This is a genomic window from Streptomyces sp. NPDC034670 (assembly GCF_055574875.1).
Genome location: NZ_JBVITR010000023.1, coordinates 74,097 through 89,483 on the forward strand (window position 1 = coordinate 74,097; position 15,387 = coordinate 89,483).

General features: G+C 72.2%; 11 protein-coding genes. 6 read left to right on the plus strand and 5 right to left on the minus strand.

Features of this window, described 5'->3' with window-relative positions:
• The first annotated feature begins 15 nt into the window (after positions 1 to 15).
• From ACZ56B_RS17535 to ACZ56B_RS17545, 3 genes are all read left to right on the plus strand, one after another.
• Positions 16 to 480: an SseB family protein gene (locus ACZ56B_RS17535; RefSeq protein ID WP_184819331.1), complete on the plus strand. Its 465-nt coding sequence runs from the start codon at positions 16 to 18 to the stop codon at positions 478 to 480.
• Between the two features lie 150 nt (positions 481 to 630).
• Positions 631 to 1,602, plus strand: a complete 972-nt coding sequence (locus ACZ56B_RS17540) for a pirin family protein (protein ID WP_468790764.1) — start codon at positions 631 to 633, stop codon at positions 1,600 to 1,602.
• A gap of 204 nt (positions 1,603 to 1,806) precedes the next feature.
• Positions 1,807 to 2,487, plus strand: coding sequence for a hypothetical protein (locus tag ACZ56B_RS17545; RefSeq protein ID WP_468790766.1), 681 nt, complete (start codon positions 1,807 to 1,809; stop codon positions 2,485 to 2,487).
• 68 nt (positions 2,488 to 2,555) lie between these two features.
• Here ACZ56B_RS17545 and ACZ56B_RS17550 read toward each other — a convergent pair whose 3' ends face one another.
• The gene (locus tag ACZ56B_RS17550; RefSeq protein WP_468790768.1) at positions 2,556 to 4,697 is read right to left on the minus strand and encodes a SpoIIE family protein phosphatase; all 2,142 of its coding nucleotides are present in this window, start codon (positions 4,695 to 4,697) and stop codon (positions 2,556 to 2,558) included.
• 156 nt (positions 4,698 to 4,853) lie between these two features.
• Between ACZ56B_RS17550 and aspS the strand changes: the two genes are divergently transcribed.
• A complete protein-coding gene (aspS, locus tag ACZ56B_RS17555; RefSeq protein ID WP_468790770.1) occupies positions 4,854 to 6,617 on the plus strand; it encodes an aspartate--tRNA ligase in 1,764 nt (587 codons plus the stop codon).
• A 343-nt stretch (positions 6,618 to 6,960) separates the two neighbouring features.
• Here the strand turns inward: aspS and ACZ56B_RS17560 are convergent, their stop codons facing one another.
• From ACZ56B_RS17560 to ACZ56B_RS17570, 3 genes are all read right to left on the minus strand, one after another.
• Positions 6,961 to 7,326, minus strand: a complete 366-nt coding sequence (locus ACZ56B_RS17560; protein ID WP_468790772.1) for a PH domain-containing protein — start codon at positions 7,324 to 7,326, stop codon at positions 6,961 to 6,963.
• 119 nt (positions 7,327 to 7,445) lie between these two features.
• On the minus strand, positions 7,446 to 9,062 hold the full coding sequence (gene metG / locus ACZ56B_RS17565; RefSeq protein ID WP_468790774.1) for a methionine--tRNA ligase: 1,617 nt from the start codon (positions 9,060 to 9,062) through the stop codon (positions 7,446 to 7,448).
• Positions 9,063 to 9,184: 122 nt separating this feature from the next.
• The gene (locus ACZ56B_RS17570; RefSeq protein WP_468790776.1) at positions 9,185 to 10,978 is read right to left on the minus strand and encodes a VWA domain-containing protein; all 1,794 of its coding nucleotides are present in this window, start codon (positions 10,976 to 10,978) and stop codon (positions 9,185 to 9,187) included.
• A 277-nt stretch (positions 10,979 to 11,255) separates the two neighbouring features.
• Between ACZ56B_RS17570 and ACZ56B_RS17575 the strand changes: the two genes are divergently transcribed.
• Positions 11,256 to 13,325: a PhoX family protein gene (locus ACZ56B_RS17575; RefSeq protein WP_468790778.1), complete on the plus strand. Its 2,070-nt coding sequence runs from the start codon at positions 11,256 to 11,258 to the stop codon at positions 13,323 to 13,325.
• A gap of 87 nt (positions 13,326 to 13,412) precedes the next feature.
• Here ACZ56B_RS17575 and ACZ56B_RS17580 read toward each other — a convergent pair whose 3' ends face one another.
• The gene (locus tag ACZ56B_RS17580) at positions 13,413 to 14,354 is read right to left on the minus strand and encodes a LysR family transcriptional regulator (protein WP_468790780.1); all 942 of its coding nucleotides are present in this window, start codon (positions 14,352 to 14,354) and stop codon (positions 13,413 to 13,415) included.
• Between the two features lie 199 nt (positions 14,355 to 14,553).
• Between ACZ56B_RS17580 and snpA the strand changes: the two genes are divergently transcribed.
• Positions 14,554 to 15,225 carry a snapalysin gene (snpA, locus tag ACZ56B_RS17585; protein ID WP_468790782.1) on the plus strand — a complete coding sequence of 224 codons (672 nt, stop codon included), beginning with the start codon at positions 14,554 to 14,556 and terminating at the stop codon, positions 15,223 to 15,225.
• Positions 15,226 to 15,387: the final 162 nt, after the last annotated feature.

Consider the following 15,387-nt stretch of genomic DNA (forward strand, 5'->3'; position numbering starts at 1 on the left):
AGTAGGCTGTGCGGCATGTACGGCTACGACCAGAGCACAGGGGCACAGCAGGGTTACGTCCCGCCGCAGCAGCAGATGCCGGGCGGGTACGGACAGCAGGCGCCGCTGTATCCCGAGCCGTCCCCGCCCTCGCTCGCGGACGCGGTGCGCGCGTTCACCACGGGTCAGATGGCCGCCGAGGACTTCCAGCAGGTCTTCGCGACGTCCAAGGTGTACTGCCCGCGCGGCGACAACCCCGGATTCCTCGCCCTGCACAACACCCAGCAGCCGGTGATCCCGATGTTCACCTCGCTCAAGGAGCTGCGGCGGTACGCGGGCAAGGAGTCCAAGTACTTCGTGATCACCGGCGCCGAGGTGATCGACCTGCTGCCGACCGGCTACGGCTTCGTGCTCGACATGGAGGGCGAGCACCGGATGGTGTTCGACGCGAAGGCCGTGGAGCAGATGGTCGAGTTCGCGATGCGCCGGATGTACGGCTGAGCCGTCGCCCGACGCCGTCGCCGCCGCGCCGGCGGCCGGTTCGCGGACCCGTTCGGGGACCCGGAGGGAATGCCCTCCGGGTCCTCGTCGTTTCAGGTGGCAAGAAGTTCAACGGTCAACTAAAGTGGCCGTGACCGAGGAGGTAGCCCCATGCCCGCAGTGACCGTCGAGAACCCGTTGACGCTGCCCCGCGTGACCGCGCCGGCCGATGCCGCGGCGCGTCCCGTGCTCGCCGTCACGACCGCGCCCAGTGGTTTCGAGGGCGAGGGCTTCCCGGTGCGCCGGGCGTTCGCCGGGATCAACTACCGCCACCTCGACCCGTTCATCATGATGGACCAGATGGGCGAGGTGGAGTACGCGCCCGGGGAGCCGAAGGGCACCCCCTGGCATCCGCACCGGGGGTTCGAGACCGTCACCTACATCATCGACGGGGCCTTCGACCACCGGGACTCCCACGGCGGTGGCGGCAGCATCACCAACGGCGACACCCAGTGGATGACGGCCGGCTCCGGCCTGCTGCACATCGAGGCGCCGCCGGAGCAGCTCGTCATGTCCGGCGGGCTCTTCCACGGGCTCCAGCTCTGGGTGAACCTGCCGGCCAAGGACAAGATGATGGCGCCGCGCTACCAGGACATCCGCGGCGGCTCCGTCCAGCTCCTCACCTCCCCCGACGGCGGCGCGCTGCTGCGGGTCATCGCCGGTGAGCTGGACGGTCACGAGGGTCCGGGCATCACGCACACGCCGATCACGATGGTGCACGCGACGCTGGCGCCGGGCGCGGAGATCACCCTGCCCTGGCGGGAGGACTTCAACGGCCTGGCGTACGTGATGGCCGGGCGCGGGTCGGTGGGTGCCGAGCGGCGTCCGGTCCACCTGGGGCAGACGGCCGTCTTCGGCGCCGGTTCCTCGCTGACCGTCCGCGCGGACGAGAAGCAGGACTCCCGCACGCCGGACCTGGAGGTCGTCCTCCTCGGCGGCCGGCCCATCCGTGAGCCCATGGCCCACTACGGCCCGTTCGTGATGAACACCCGCGAGGAGCTCCAGCAGGCGTTCGAGGACTTCCAGAAGGGCCGCCTCGGGACGGTCCCGGCGGTGCACGGCATGTCCGAGGGCGGTCTGTAGGCCCCGCCGGAACCACGGTGAACGAGCCCCGTCCGCTCCGGACGGGGCTCGTCCGCGCGTGCGCGGACGCGTCTGCGCAGCGAGCGGACCGGCCGTCGGCAACGGCGGTGCGGGAAGACTGCCCGGACCGGGCAGTGCGGCCGGCCGCGGCCGGCCGCGATGATGCCCGTACCCGGGGACCGGCCGGGGCGCGGAGGAGGGGCGTTGAGCAAGCGGCAGGTGCGGAAGATGCTGAGGAGGATGGAGGGGGGAGAACCCGTCCAGGTCGACAGCTATCTGGCGTCCGTGAAAAGGCTCGCCCGACTCGCCTGTCTCGCCCAGCAGTTCGGATACGAGTACGCGGAGGTACGACAGGGCGGTGGCCCTCAGGGCAACGGGCTCACGATGCTGATCGTGCCCGACCCCGATCCGCGGGCCCGCGAGCGGGCCGCGCGGAACCGGGCGCGGTACCCGTACGCCGCCGACGGGGGTGAGCTACCGCCCCTCGAGCCCGCCGCGGTCGAGCTCCTCAAGGCCCGCATCGCGTTCGACCTCGCCACCAGGTACACGGGGAAGCAGCTGACGGCGCTCGCGGGGGTCGTCTTCACCGGGCTGGCCGTCGGCGTCGCCGTCAAGCTCGGCGCGGATGCCGCAGCCTTCACCGTCGCCGGTGCCGCCTGGGCCGTGCTGATGGCCCTCGTGCCCCTCGGGCTCGTCGCCAATCGGCGTTACCGGGCCAAGCAGGTGGCCGTACTGCGGGCCGCCGGGTTCACCCCGGTGACCGAGCCGGGCGGGCGGCTGCGGTACGTACCGCCGGGCGGGCGGCTCCCCGGGCACGGCAATCCCTTCGCGGGAGGAAGGCGCGTACCGCCGCCCACCGCCCCGGGTCCGCTCGCCGGCCGGTGACACGCGGTTCCGCGTGACCACCGACGGGCCGGACGGCGGGGCTGCGACGGGCCCCGAGTCCCGGCCGCTCAGTCGTGCCCGGCGCGGCCCCGCCCGGCCGTGTCCGTCTCGTGCAGCTCGAACCAGATGCTCTTGCCCTCGCCGCGGGGGGCGACCCCCCAGGCGTGGGCCAGGAGCTCGATCAGGACCAGGCCGCGGCCGGAGGAGGCCAGCTCGCCCGGCCTGCGCCGGTGCGGGAGGTCGTCGCCGGTGTCGGTGACCTCGACGTGCATCCGGCGCCCGCCCGGTCCGCCGGCGACCTCGGCGACCAGCAGGGCGTCGGTGTCGGTGTGCACGAGGACGTTGGTGAGCGTCTCCGACAGCAGCAGCACCGCCGAGTCCACCTGGTCCGGCGACGACCAGTCGTGCAGCAGTTCGCGCAGTTGCTGCCGGGCCACCGCGACCCGTTCGGGCTCGGCCTGGGCCACCGTCAGCATCGTGCGGCGCATCGGCGGCCGTACCGTGCTCGTCCCGGCGCCGCAGCCGCATCCCTCGCCCTGCCGGCACAGCAGCAGCACGGCGATGTCGTCCTCGCGGCGGTCGACCAGCGGGCCGGTGGTGTAGTGGGAGGAGGGGCCGTGCACCTCCTGCACCAGGGTGTCGGCCAGTTCCTCGAGGGTGCCCCGGTGCTCCTCGAGGATGCCGCGCAGCCGCTGCCGGCCGGTGTCCAGGTCGTGGCCGCCGGTCTCGATCAGCCCGTCCGTGCAGACCAGCAGGATCTCGCCGGGCTCCAGGACCAGCTGGGTGGTGGGGTAGTCGGCGTCCGGGTCGATGCCCAGCGGCAGCCCGCCCGCGGTCGGCCGGGTCAGCACCGTCGCGTCGGGCATGCGGATCACCGGGTCCGGGTGCCCGGCGCGGGCGATCTCCAGGATCCCGCTCGCGGGGTCGACCTCGGCGTACAGACAGGTCGCGAAGCGCAGCTCGGCGGGGTCCGCATCGCCGAGTCCGTACAGGAAGCGGGAGGCGCGGGCGAGCACGGCGTCCGGGCGGTGGCCCTCGGCGGCGTACGCCCGCAGGGCTATGCGCAGCTGGCCCATCAGCCCGGCCGCCCGTACGTCGTGGCCCTGGACGTCCCCGATGACCAGGGCGAACCGTCCGCTCGGCAGCGGGATCACGTCGTACCAGTCGCCGCCGACCTGGAGTCCGCCGCCGGTGGGGACGTAGCGGGCGGCGACGCTCATGCCCGGGATGCGCTGCGGGCCGAGCCGGGGCAGCATCGAGCGCTGCAGCCCGTCGGTCAGCGCCCGCTCGGTCTCGGCCGTGCCCGCCCGGGAGAGCGCCTGGGCCAGCATGCGCGCCACGGTGGTCAGCACGGAGCGCTCGTCGGGGGTGAACGCGACCGGGTAGGCGAAGCCCGCCATCCACGCGCCCATCGGGCGCCCGGCCACGGTGAGCGGCAGGAACGCCCAGGAACGGCGGCCGAAGCGTTCGGCGAGCGGCCAGGTGAGCGGATACCGCCGCTTGTACTCCTCCGGGGAGGAGAGGTACACCGCGCGACCCGTCCGCACCACCTCGGCGGCCGGGTAGTCCGTGTCCAGCGGCATGGAGGCGAACGGGCTCTCGGCGCCGGGCTCGTGCCCGTGGTGGCCGATGACCGTGAGGCGGTCGCCCTCCACGCCGAAGACGCCCAGTCCGTTCGGCGAGAAGCCCGGCATCGACAGGTTGGCGGCGACCCGCAGCACCTCCTGCGTCGACCGCGCCTCGGCCAGGGCCCGGCCCGCGTCCAGCAGGAACGCCTCCCGCGACCGCCGCCAGTCGCCGGTGACCGCGCTGCGCCCGGCGGGCGTGCCCGGCGTGGGCTCGGTGACCTCCTGGAGGGTGCCGGTCAGGACGTAGGCCTTGCGCACGCGGTCGAAGAGGGGCCTGGAGCGGCTGCGCACCACCCGCAGGACCCGCTTCTGCTCGTCCATGACCCGGATGCGCACCTCGGCGAGCGTGCCCTCGGCGACGGCGAGCCGGACCACACCGGTGATCTCGTTCCAGTCGACGGGGTGCAGACGGGACCGGACCTGGGCCTCCGTGAGGGTGACCTGTTCGGCGGGCAGTCCGAGCAGTCGCGCCGCCACGGCGTCGACCGTGACCGTCCCGGCCGCGGTGTCCCAGTGCCACAGACCGGTGTCGAGGACGGCGAGGACGTCCCCCAGGGAGGACGGGGACTCACCAGTGCGCATTGCACCACTTTATGAAGTGGGTGACGAAATGTTCCACTGAAGGCGCATGCGGGCTCGCGTCGCCATGACGGGGAAGCGGGGGCGGGGCGGCCGGTAGGCTGGGGAGGAGTTTCACGTGAAACAAAGACCCGATCCGCGAAGACTGGATGAACGACGATGCATCGGTACAGGTCCCACACCTGCGGCGAGCTCCGCGCCTCTGACGTCGGCACCGACGTCCGGCTGAGTGGCTGGCTGCACAATCGGCGCGACCTGGGCGGCATCCTCTTCATCGATCTGCGTGATCACTACGGCATCACGCAGCTCGTGGCCCGGCCGGGCACGGAGGCGTACGCGGCGCTGGACAAGCTCTCCAAGGAGACGGTGGTCCGCGTCGACGGCAAGGTCGTCTCGCGCGGCGAGGAGAACGTCAACCCCGAGCTGCCGACCGGCGAGGTCGAGGTCGAGGTCGGTGTGGTCGAGGTGCTGGGCGAAGCGGCCCCGCTCCCCTTCACGATCAACGCCGAGGACGGTGTCAACGAGGAGCGGCGCCTGGAGTACCGCTTCCTGGACCTGCGCCGCGAGCGCATGCACCGCAACATCATGCTGCGCACGCAGGTCATCTCGGCGATCCGCCAGAAGATGACGGCGCTGGGCTTCAACGAGATGGCGACCCCGATCCTGAGCGCCACCTCCCCCGAGGGCGCCCGTGACTTCGTGGTCCCCTCGCGCCTCAACCCGGGCAAGTTCTACGCGCTGCCGCAGGCCCCGCAGCAGTTCAAGCAGCTGCTGATGATCTCCGGCTTCGACCGCTACTTCCAGATCGCGCCCTGCTTCCGGGACGAGGACGCCCGTGCGGACCGTTCGCCGGGCGAGTTCTACCAGCTCGACGTGGAGATGAGCTTCGTCGAGCAGGAGGACGTCTTCCAGCCGATCGAGAAGCTGATGACCGAGCTCTTCGAGGAGTTCGGCAACGGCCGTCACGTGACGTCCCCCTTCCCGCGGATCCCGTTCCGCGAGGCGATGCTGAAGTACGGCTCCGACAAGCCGGACCTGCGCGCCCAGCTGGAGCTCGTCGACATCACCGACGTCTTCGAGGGCTCGGAGTTCAAGGCGTTCGCCGGCAAGCACGTGCGCGCGCTGCCGGTGCCCGACGTCTCCGGCCAGCCCCGCAAGTTCTTCGACCAGCTCGGTGACTACGCGGTCTCCCAGGGCGCGAAGGGCCTGGCCTGGGTGCGCGTCGGCGAGGACGGCGCGCTGACCGGTCCGATCGCGAAGTTCCTCACCGAGGAGAACGTGGCCGAGCTGACCAAGCGCCTCGCGCTGGCCCCGGGCCACGCGGTGTTCTTCGGCGCGGGTGAGTTCGACGAGGTCTCGAAGATCATGGGCGCGGTGCGGGTCGAGGCCGCCAAGCGCGCCGGTCACTTCGAGGAGAACGTCTTCCGCTTCTGCTGGATCGTCGACTTCCCGATGTACGAGAAGGACGAGGAGACCGGCGCGATCGACTTCTCGCACAACCCCTTCTCGATGCCGCAGGGCGGCCTGGAGGCCCTTCGGACCCAGGACCCGCTGGACATCCTGGGCTGGCAGTACGACATCGTCTGCAACGGTGTCGAGCTGTCCTCCGGCGCGATCCGGAACCACGAGCCGGAGATCATGCTCAAGGCCTTCGAGATCGCGGGCTACGACCGGGAGACGGTCGAGGAGAAGTTCGCCGGCATGCTCCGCGCGTTCCGCTTCGGCGCCCCGCCGCACGGCGGCATCGCGCCCGGCGTCGACCGCATCGTCATGCTGCTCGCCGACGAGCCCAACATCCGCGAGACCATCGCCTTCCCGCTCAACGGCAACGCCCAGGACCTGATGATGGGCGCGCCGACGGAGCTGGAGGAGGCGCGGCTGAAGGAACTGCACCTCTCGGTGCGCAAGCCGCAGCCGAAGTAGTCCCGGCAGGGGGAGGGGCCCGGAACCGTCAGGGTTCCGGGCCCCTTGCCGTGGGCGGGGCCAGGACGCCGGGTCCTCCTCGGTGAAGAGGTCCTCGGCCCGCCCGACCGTCCCGGAGCGGCCGGGCCAGTCGTTCAGGCGGTCGAGGTCGGTGCAGGCGGTGATGCGCTGACGGACGTCGTCGGAGAGGGGGGCCCCCGACCTCCAGCACGCGCGGAATGCCCTTGGCCTCGCCTTCGGCCACGCCTTCCAGGTACTTCTCCTCGAAGAGCGTTCCGTGTCCCGGGAAGTGGGTGACGACGTCCTGCGTCAGCTTCCTGCAGTTCCTCTTGGCCGGAACGGCTCAGCGGGCCACGAACTGGGTGAGGATGGCCTGGACCTCGTAGATGTCGACGCCCTTGGTGAACGTCTTCTGGATGGGGGCCTGGGAGCCCGAGAGCCAGATCTTCAGTTCGGCGTCGAGGTCGAAGGTGCCGGCGGTCTCCACCGCGAAGTGGGTGATGCTGCGGTACGGGATGGAGTGGTACTCCGTCTTCTTGCCGGTGATGCCCTGCTTGTCGACCAGGATCAGGCGGCGGTCGGTGAACAGGATGGTGTCGCGGATCAGCAGGAACGCGGCGTGCACCCGCTCGCCGTGGCCCAGCAGACGGGCGTAGTCCTGCTGCGCCTGCGCCGGGTCGACGGTGTGCGCGTTGCCGAAGAGTGCCATGGACGGTGACCCCCCAGGTGAGTGGGGGCGGCCGGGCGGCCGCCCTCGGGTGATCCTCGCAAAGCGAGGGGCCCGGGAGAAGGTTCCGCCCCTCCCGGGCCCCCGCTGTTGCGAGCGCGTTACCCGGCGGGCTTCTCCTCGAGACGCGGGAACAGGACCGCGCCCTTGGTGACCGTCGAACCGGCGGGCAGCAGGCCCCAGGTGCCGGCCTCCTGGATCCTCTGGTCCGCGAGAGCACCGAGGGACGCCTCGGCGCCCAGGGAGTCCCAGAGCTTCTGCGAGGTCTCCGGCATGACCGGGTTCAGCAGGACCGCCACCGCGCGCAGGGACTCCGCGGCGGTGTAGAGGATGGTCGCCAGGCGGGCCCGGCCCTCGTCGGAGGCGTCCTTCGCGACCTTCCAGGGCTCCTGCTCGGTGATGTAGCCGTTGACCTGCTTCACGAAGTCGAAGACGGCCAGGATGCCGCCCTGGAAGTCCAGCTCCTCGCCGATCTTCCGGTCCGCCTCCGCGACCGCCTTCGCCAGGCCGTCATGGACCGCCTTCTCCGCGTCACCGGACGCCGTCGCCCCCGGCAGCTCGCCGCCGAAGTACTTGCCGACCATCGCCGCCACGCGGGAGGCGAGGTTGCCGTAGTCGTTGGCCAGCTCGCTGGTGTAGCGGGCGGAGAAGTCCTCCCAGGAGAAGGAGCCGTCCTGGCCGAAGGCGATCGCGCGCAGGAAGTACCAGCGGTACGCGTCCACCCCGAAGTGCGAGGTCAGGTCCTGCGGCTTGATGCCGGTCAGGTTGGACTTGCTCATCTTCTCGCCGCCGACCATCAGCCAGCCGTTCGCGGCGATCCTCCCGGGCAGGGGGAGGCCCTGCGCCATCAGCATGGCCGGCCAGATGACCGCGTGGAAGCGCAGGATGTCCTTGCCGACCAGGTGGACGTCGGCGGGGAAGGTCGCCTCGAACTTCTCCGGGTTCTCGTTGTACCCGACCGCCGTGGCGTAGTTCAGCAGTGCGTCGACCCACACGTAGATGACGTGCTTGTCGTCCCAGGGGACCGGCACGCCCCAGTCGAACGTCGAGCGGGAGATGGACAGGTCCTGCAGGCCCTGGCGGACGAAGTTCACGACCTCGTTGCGCGCGGACTCGGGCTGGATGAAGCCCGGGTTGGCCTCGTAGTGGGCGAGCAGTTTCTCGCCGTACTCGCTCAGGCGGAAGAAGTAGTTCTCCTCGCTGAGGATTTCCACCGGCTTCTTGTGGATCGGGCACAGCTTCTGGCCCGCGTACTCGCCCTCGCCGTCGAGCAGCTCGCCGGGGAGCTTGTACTCCTCGCAGCCCACGCAGTACGGGCCCTCGTAGCCGCCCTTGTAGATCTCGCCCTTGTCGTAGAGATCCTGGACGAACTCCTGGACGCGGTCGGTGTGCCGCTTCTGCGTGGTGCGGATGAAGTCGTCGTTCGCGACCCGGAGGTGCTCCCAGAGGGGCTTCCAGGCCTCGGTGACGAGCTTGTCCGCCCACTCCTGCGGGCTGACGCCGTTCGCCTCCGCGGTGCGCATGATCTTCTGACCGTGCTCGTCCGTGCCGGTGAGGAACCACACCTTCTCGCCACGCTGACGGTGCCAGCGGGTGAGCACGTCGCCTGCGACGGTCGTGTAGGCGTGGCCCAGGTGAGGAGCGTCGTTGACGTAGTAGATGGGGGTCGAGACGTAGTACGCCTTCGCCCCTTGCTTCTCGGATCCAGTGGCCGCCATGGGCGAAATCCTACTGGCCGCGCGGAGATCGACTCACATGCGTTTCGGGGGGTGGACGGGGGGGCTTTCGCGCCCTGTCCCGTCCACCCCCCGGGGGGTGTCGCGTGTGCTCCGCGGCGTCCCTACGGGCGCCAGGACGCCAGGACGGCCTCGTAGAGCTCCTTGTCGGTGAGCTCCTTCGGGGTCTCGCCGGCGAGGAAGTGCGCCGTGTTGGGGGCCTTGAGCTTGCGGAGGTAGTCGAAGGCCTTGTTCTGCGGGTCCCCGAAGGCGACGAAGGAGAAGAAGACCGCGGGGTGGGTCTCGGCGGCCCCGGTGAGGGCCTGGGTGGCCGGGGTCTTCGCGTCGGGGGCCCCGTCCGTCTGGAAGACGACCAGGGCGGGGGTGTCGGGGCCGGGGGCCGACGCGTCGTGGAGGGAGAGGACCTCCGCCACGGCCGCGTGGTAGCTGGTGCGGCCCATGCGGCCGAGGGAGGCGTGCAGGGTGTCGATCTTGTTCTCGTGGTCGGTGAGGGTGAGGTCGCCGGTGCCGTCGAGCTCGGTGGAGAAGAAGACGACCTTGACCGCGGCCTCGGGGTCGAGGTGGGCGGCGAGGGCGAGGGTCTGCTCGGCGAGGGCCTGCGCGGAGCCGTCCTTGTAGTACGGGCGCATGGAGGCGGAGCGGTCGAGCACGAGGTAGACCTTGGCGCGGGTGCCGGTGAGGCCGTTCTTCTCGAGGGCGGCGCGGGCCGCCTCGTAGGCGGTGGTGAGGGCGGGCGGGATGTCGCCCGCGGCCGGCTCGGGGGTGTCCTCGCCGCCGGCGGCTGCGGCCTCCGGCTCCGCCTCGGCCTCCGGCTCGGGGGTCTTTTCGGCCTCGGCTTCGCCTTCGGCCGCGGGGGTGCTCCCACCCGCACCACCCGTGCGGCTTTCGTCGTCGGGTGCGGGTGACCCCTGTGGGGTGTCCTCGTCGTCGGCGGCTGCGGCTTCCGGCTCCGCCTCGGGCTTCGGCTCGCCTTCCGGCTTCGGCTCGGCTTCAGGCTTCGCTTCGGTTTCAGGCTTCGCCTCGGGCTCCGCTGCGGCTTCCGGCTTCGCTTCGGTTCCCGGTTCCGCCGTGGGTGCGGGGGTGGCCTCGGGGGCTTCGGTCTTCGGCTCCGCCTCGGGTTCGGCGGGCAGTTCCGGGGTGGACTCGGGCTCGGGGGCCGCTTCGGCCTCAGGCTCGGACTTTGCTTCGGTCTCCGGCTTTACCTCGGGCTTCGCCTCTGCTTCGGGCTTCGCCTCTGCTTCGGGCTCGGGCTCTGCTTCGGGCTCGGGCTCGGGCTCTGCTTCGGGCTCGGGCTTCGTCTCGGTTCCCGGCTTCGCCTCGGCCTCGGGCTCGGGAGCCGCTTCGGCCTCGGGCTCGGGGGCCGCTTCGGCCTCGGCCTCGGACTTTGCTTCGGCCTCCGGCTTTACCTCGGGCTTCGCCTCGGCCTCGGGGGCGGGCTCGGGTTCCGGCTCGGGGGTCGCTTCGGTCTCCGGCTTCGCCTCGGACTTCGGCGTCGCTTCGGGCTCGGGGGCGTCCTCGGCCTCCGGGGACGGCTTCGGTTCCGGTGCCGTCTCCTCCGGTGCGGCCGGTGCCTCCCCGGCGGGGGTCTCCGGGGCCGGGCGGTCGTCCGAAGGGCTGGGCCTCGGCACCGACACCTTGGCGAAGGCCTCGGTGACGAGGTCGTGCTCCTCGCGGGGTTCCGGAACGGAGGCCGTGCGGGACGGCGGGGCGGGCTCGGAGGAGGGGGACGGGAGCTTCGGGGCCGCGGACGCGTCCGCGGCGGGCTCCGGAGCCGGCTCGGGCGACGCCGGGGTGGCCGGGACCTCCGTCCCGGCAGCCTGCGCCGCACCCTCCGCCTCGACGGCCTTCGCTCTGCGTGACCGTCCGAACGCGTTCCGCAAGAGAGTGAGAATGCCCATGTGCGCAACCCTTCGCGTGAGTTGATGCCCGTCGATCCCTGGCCAGGACGGACACGTAAGGTTAGCGGCCCCTGTGGGCGATCTTGGGCAGGGCCGGGACTCCGTCGCCGTGCCTGTCAAGGGCGGCATCCGGCCCGTCGCCGTCCCGGGACGACCGGTCCGCGCAATTCCCTTGGCGCCGCCGCGGGTTCACTCACCGTTCACCGGGACGCCCGGCTACCGCACATATGTGCCCCTACGGTCGCGCTGACACCCCGGGCATCCAAGGAGAGAACACGTGCGCAAGCTGCTGCCGTTGGTCGGAACGCCGTCCGGTTCGCACCCCGGCGGCCGGTCCGCCATGACCTGTCGCTTCCGGTGTGGTGACGCCTGCTTCCACGAGGTGCCCAACACCAGCTCCAACGAGTACGTCGGCGACGTCGTCGCCGGCGCCCTCAGCCGGCGGTCCGTGATGCGGGCCGCCGCCGTCGTCACCGTCGCCGCGGCCGGCGCCGGCGCGGTCGGCGTCGCGGGCGCGCCCGGGGCGCAGGCGGCCCCCGCCGCCAAGGGCGGCCCCCGCCGGCCCGAGGGCGCCCGCGGGCTGCGGTTCACGCCCGTCCCGCCCAACACCGCCGACGCCGTCACCGTGCCGGAGGGCTACCGGCAGAACGTCGTCATCCGCTGGGGCGAGCCCATCCTGCGCGGCGCGCCCGCCTTCGACCCGGAGAAGCAGACCGCGAAGGCGCAGGCCGGGCAGTTCGGGTACAACTGCGACTTCCTGGCGCTGCTGCCCCTGAAGGGCGAGCGCGGCCGGCAGCTGCTCGTCGCCAACCACGAGTACACCGACGAGGTCCTCATGTTCCGGGGCTACGACCCCGAGAACCCCACCCGCGAGCAGGTGGAGACCGCCTGGGCCGCGCACGGGCTGTCGGTGGTCGCGGTGGAGGAGGACCGCCGCAGCGGGAAGCTGACGCCCGTCACCCGGCACCCCCTCAACCGACGCCTGACCGCCACCTCCGAGTTCCGGCTCACCGGGCCCGTCGCCGGATCCGACCTGGTGAAGACCTCCGCCGACCCGAGCGGCACCAGGGTGCGCGGCACCCTCAACAACTGCGCGGGCGGCACCACCCCGTGGGGCACGACCCTGCACGCCGAGGAGAACTTCAACCAGTACTTCGCCCACGGCGGCCGGGCGACCGACAAGCGGTACGGGATCGGCACCGGCGCCACCGAGCGCAAGTGGGAGCGGTTCGACGAGCGGTTCGACGTCGCCCGGGAGCCGAACGAGGTGCACCGCTTCGGGTACGTCGTCGAACTCGACCCCTACGACCCGCACTCCGTCCCGCGCAAGCGCACCGCGCTCGGCCGGTTCAAGCACGAGGCCGCGACCGTGCGGCTGACGCACGACGGGCGCCCGGTCGTGTACTCCGGGGACGACGAGCGGTTCGACTACGTCTACAAGTTCGTCGGCAGCAAGCGGATGCGGCACGGCAACAGCCGCGCCGCCCGCGAGCACAACCTGACCCTGCTCGACGAGGGCACGCTGTACGTCGCCAAGTTCACCGGCGACTCGCCCGCCCTCGAGATCGACGGCACCGGCAGGCTCCCCGAGGACGGCGAGTTCGACGGCGGCGGCCAGTGGATCCCGCTGGCCACCGCGACCGCCCGGGGCGCCGTCTCGCACGTCGAGGGCATGACCGCCGAGGAGGTCTTCGTCTTCACGCGGCTGGCCGGCGACAAGGTGGGCGCCACCAAGATGGACCGGCCCGAGGACATCGAGCCCAACCCGGTCACCGGCAAGGTCTACATCGCCCTCACCAACAACTCCAACCGCGGGGTCGGCGCCCATCCGAAGGCGGACGAGGCCAACCCGCGCAACGCCAACAAGCACGGCCACGTCCTGGAGCTGACCGAGCGCTTCAACCGGCCGGAGAGCACCCGCTTCGCCTGGTCGCTGTTCCTGGTCGCGGGCGACCCGGAGGACCCGGCGACCTACTTCGCCGGCTTCCCGAAGGACTCCGTCAGCCCGATCTCCTGCCCGGACAACGTCGCCTTCGACGACCACGGCAACCTGTGGATCTCCACCGACGGCAGCGCCCTCGGCTCCCACGACGGCCTGTTCGGCGTCGCCACGCGCGGGAGCCGGCGCGGTGAGCTGAAGCAGTTCCTGACCGTGCCGAGGGGTGCGGAGACCTGCGGTCCGATCATCCAGGACCGGCGCGTGCTGGTCGCCGTGCAGCACCCGGGCGAGGTGGACGGGGCGTCGGTGGAGAGGCCCGCCAGCACCTGGCCCGACGGCCCCGGCCGCCACGTCCGGCCCGCCGTGGTCGCGGTGTGGCGCGCGGACGGACGGGACATCGGCGTCTGACGTCCCGGGGCCTCGGGACCCGGGGTGCCGGGCGCCGGGGCCCCCGACTCCGGTGTTCCCGCGCCCCGCGCCGGGGTACGCGTGTCGTCACGGGAGGGCTGGAGCGGGTGCCCCCGACCCACCGCGCTCCAGCCACTCCCGGTACGCCGGCGCCTGCTGCGCCACCTCCCGGTACGCCTCGGCCAGGTCGGGGTAGACGCCCTCCAGCTCCGCGTCGGTCCGGGCCGCCAGCAGCAGCCGTACCCCGAGCGGGTCGCCGTGCAGCCGGCGGACCGCCGTCTCGGGGCGGGAGGGCGAGGTCGGCTGGCAGACGGTGACGACCTCGCCGGTGGCGACCAGCGACGCGGCGGTGTGGTAGTCGCCGTGCAGGACGGGCGGGTCGAGGCCGGCGGCGCGCAGGACACGGCGCACGGCGTCCCACTCGCCGTCGACCGTCGGGTCGATCATCCAGCGGTCCCGGGCCAGGTCGGACAGGTGGACGACCGGGCGCCCGGCGGCCGGGTGGTCGGCCGGCAGGGAGACGAACTGCGGTTCGCGCTCGACGAGCACGCGGGTGCGGAGCACCGGGGGGATGCGCAGGGGGCAGCCCTCCACCTCGTGCACGAAGGCCACGTCGAGCTGGCCGTCGGCCACCATGCGCAGCAGGGCGTTGGCGGAGACGTCCATGTGCAGGGTGGGTTCCCGCCGGTACCGGCGCAGCCGGCGCAGCCAGCCCGCCAGCGCCCGGCTGGCGGTGGAGCCGATGCGCAGGTGCCGTCCGCCGTCGGCGGCGGCGCGGGCCTCGGTGACCAGGGAGCCCAGTTCGGCCACGAGCGGCCGGGCACGGCTGAGCACCAGCCGGCCCAGGGGGGTGGGGCGGCAGCCGGTGTGCGCGCGGACGAACAGCGCGCCGCCCAGCTCCTGTTCGATGCGCCGTAACTGGGTGCTCAACGAGGGCTGGGAAACACCGAGTTGACGTGCGGCACGGTGCAGGCTGCCGGTGTCGGCGATGGCGCACAGCGCCCTGAGGTGCCTGACCTCGAGCTCCATGGCCTGGGAGAGTAAGGCGGAAGTTCAGGTTTCACCAGACACACGAATCCCGTCCGAACCGGCGGAACCGGGCAGCGGGAGACGTGCGCGGGGGCGATAACGCGGACCTATCGCCGATTGCCATCATCACAGCGGCCGTGCGGGCGCGGACACTCACCGGTGACGCTCTGGCTCATCCCCCCACTCCAAGGAGTCACCGATGCGCATGCGCATGCCCCTGTCCGTGCTCACCGCCGCCGGTCTGAGCCTCACGGCCCTCGGCCTCGGTACGGCCGCACCGGCCTCGGCCGCCGAAGTCCCGGGCACCGGCGCCGCGTTCGCCGCCTACGACGGTTCCGCCGAGGACGCCGCGGCCACCCGCGCCTTCTTCGAGGCCGTGCTGAAGTCGGCGGCCGAGAAGCGCGCCGCGAACCCGACGGGCGCGGCGGCCGTCACCGTCGTCTACAACGCCTCCCAGGCGCCCACGTTCGCCACGCAGATAGCCCGCAGCACCCAGATATGGAACAGCTCGGTGTCGAACGTGAGACTCCAGGCGGGCACCTCGGGCGCCGACTTCTCGTACCGCGAGGGCAACGACCCGCGCGGCTCGTACGCCTCCACCGACGGCCACGGCCGCGGCTACATCTTCCTCGACTACCGGCAGAACCAGACGTACAACTCCACGCGCGTGACCGCGCACGAGACCGGCCACGTGCTCGGCCTGCGGGACAACTACTCGGGTCCGTGCAGCGAGCTGATGTCCGGCGGCGGGCCCGGACCGTCCTGCACCAACGCCTACCCCAACGCCGCGGAGCGGTCCCGGGTGAACCAGCTGTGGGCGAACGGCTTCGCCGCCGCGCTGGACAAGGCGCTGCAGAAGTCCGCTCGCTAGCACCGGACTTCACGCACCCGGCCGCGGGGGGGGGGGGCCGGGGGGGGGGGGGGCGGGTGGGGGGGGGGGGGGGGGGGGGGGGGGGGGGGGGGGGGGGGGGGGGGGGGGGAGGGGGGGGGGGGGGGTGGCGCGGGCAGGATGCAGAGCACGCAAGAGCACAAA

Excerpts from the sequence above, each read along its gene's own strand:
- snpA (WP_468790782.1), top strand. The coding sequence starts at position 14,554 with ATGCGCATGCGCATGCCCCTGTCCGTGCTCACCGCCGCCGGTCTGAGC.
- ACZ56B_RS17580 (WP_468790780.1), bottom strand. The coding sequence starts at position 14,354 with ATGGAGCTCGAGGTCAGGCACCTCAGGGCGCTGTGCGCCATCGCCGAC.
- aspS (WP_468790770.1), top strand. The coding sequence starts at position 4,854 with ATGCATCGGTACAGGTCCCACACCTGCGGCGAGCTCCGCGCCTCTGAC.
- ACZ56B_RS17535 (WP_184819331.1), top strand. The coding sequence starts at position 16 with ATGTACGGCTACGACCAGAGCACAGGGGCACAGCAGGGTTACGTCCCG.
- ACZ56B_RS17560 (WP_468790772.1), bottom strand. The coding sequence starts at position 7,326 with ATGGCACTCTTCGGCAACGCGCACACCGTCGACCCGGCGCAGGCGCAG.
- metG (WP_468790774.1), bottom strand. The coding sequence starts at position 9,062 with ATGGCGGCCACTGGATCCGAGAAGCAAGGGGCGAAGGCGTACTACGTC.
- ACZ56B_RS17550 (WP_468790768.1), bottom strand. The coding sequence starts at position 4,697 with ATGCGCACTGGTGAGTCCCCGTCCTCCCTGGGGGACGTCCTCGCCGTC.
- ACZ56B_RS17570 (WP_468790776.1), bottom strand. The coding sequence starts at position 10,978 with ATGGGCATTCTCACTCTCTTGCGGAACGCGTTCGGACGGTCACGCAGA.
- ACZ56B_RS17540 (WP_468790764.1), top strand. The coding sequence starts at position 631 with ATGCCCGCAGTGACCGTCGAGAACCCGTTGACGCTGCCCCGCGTGACC.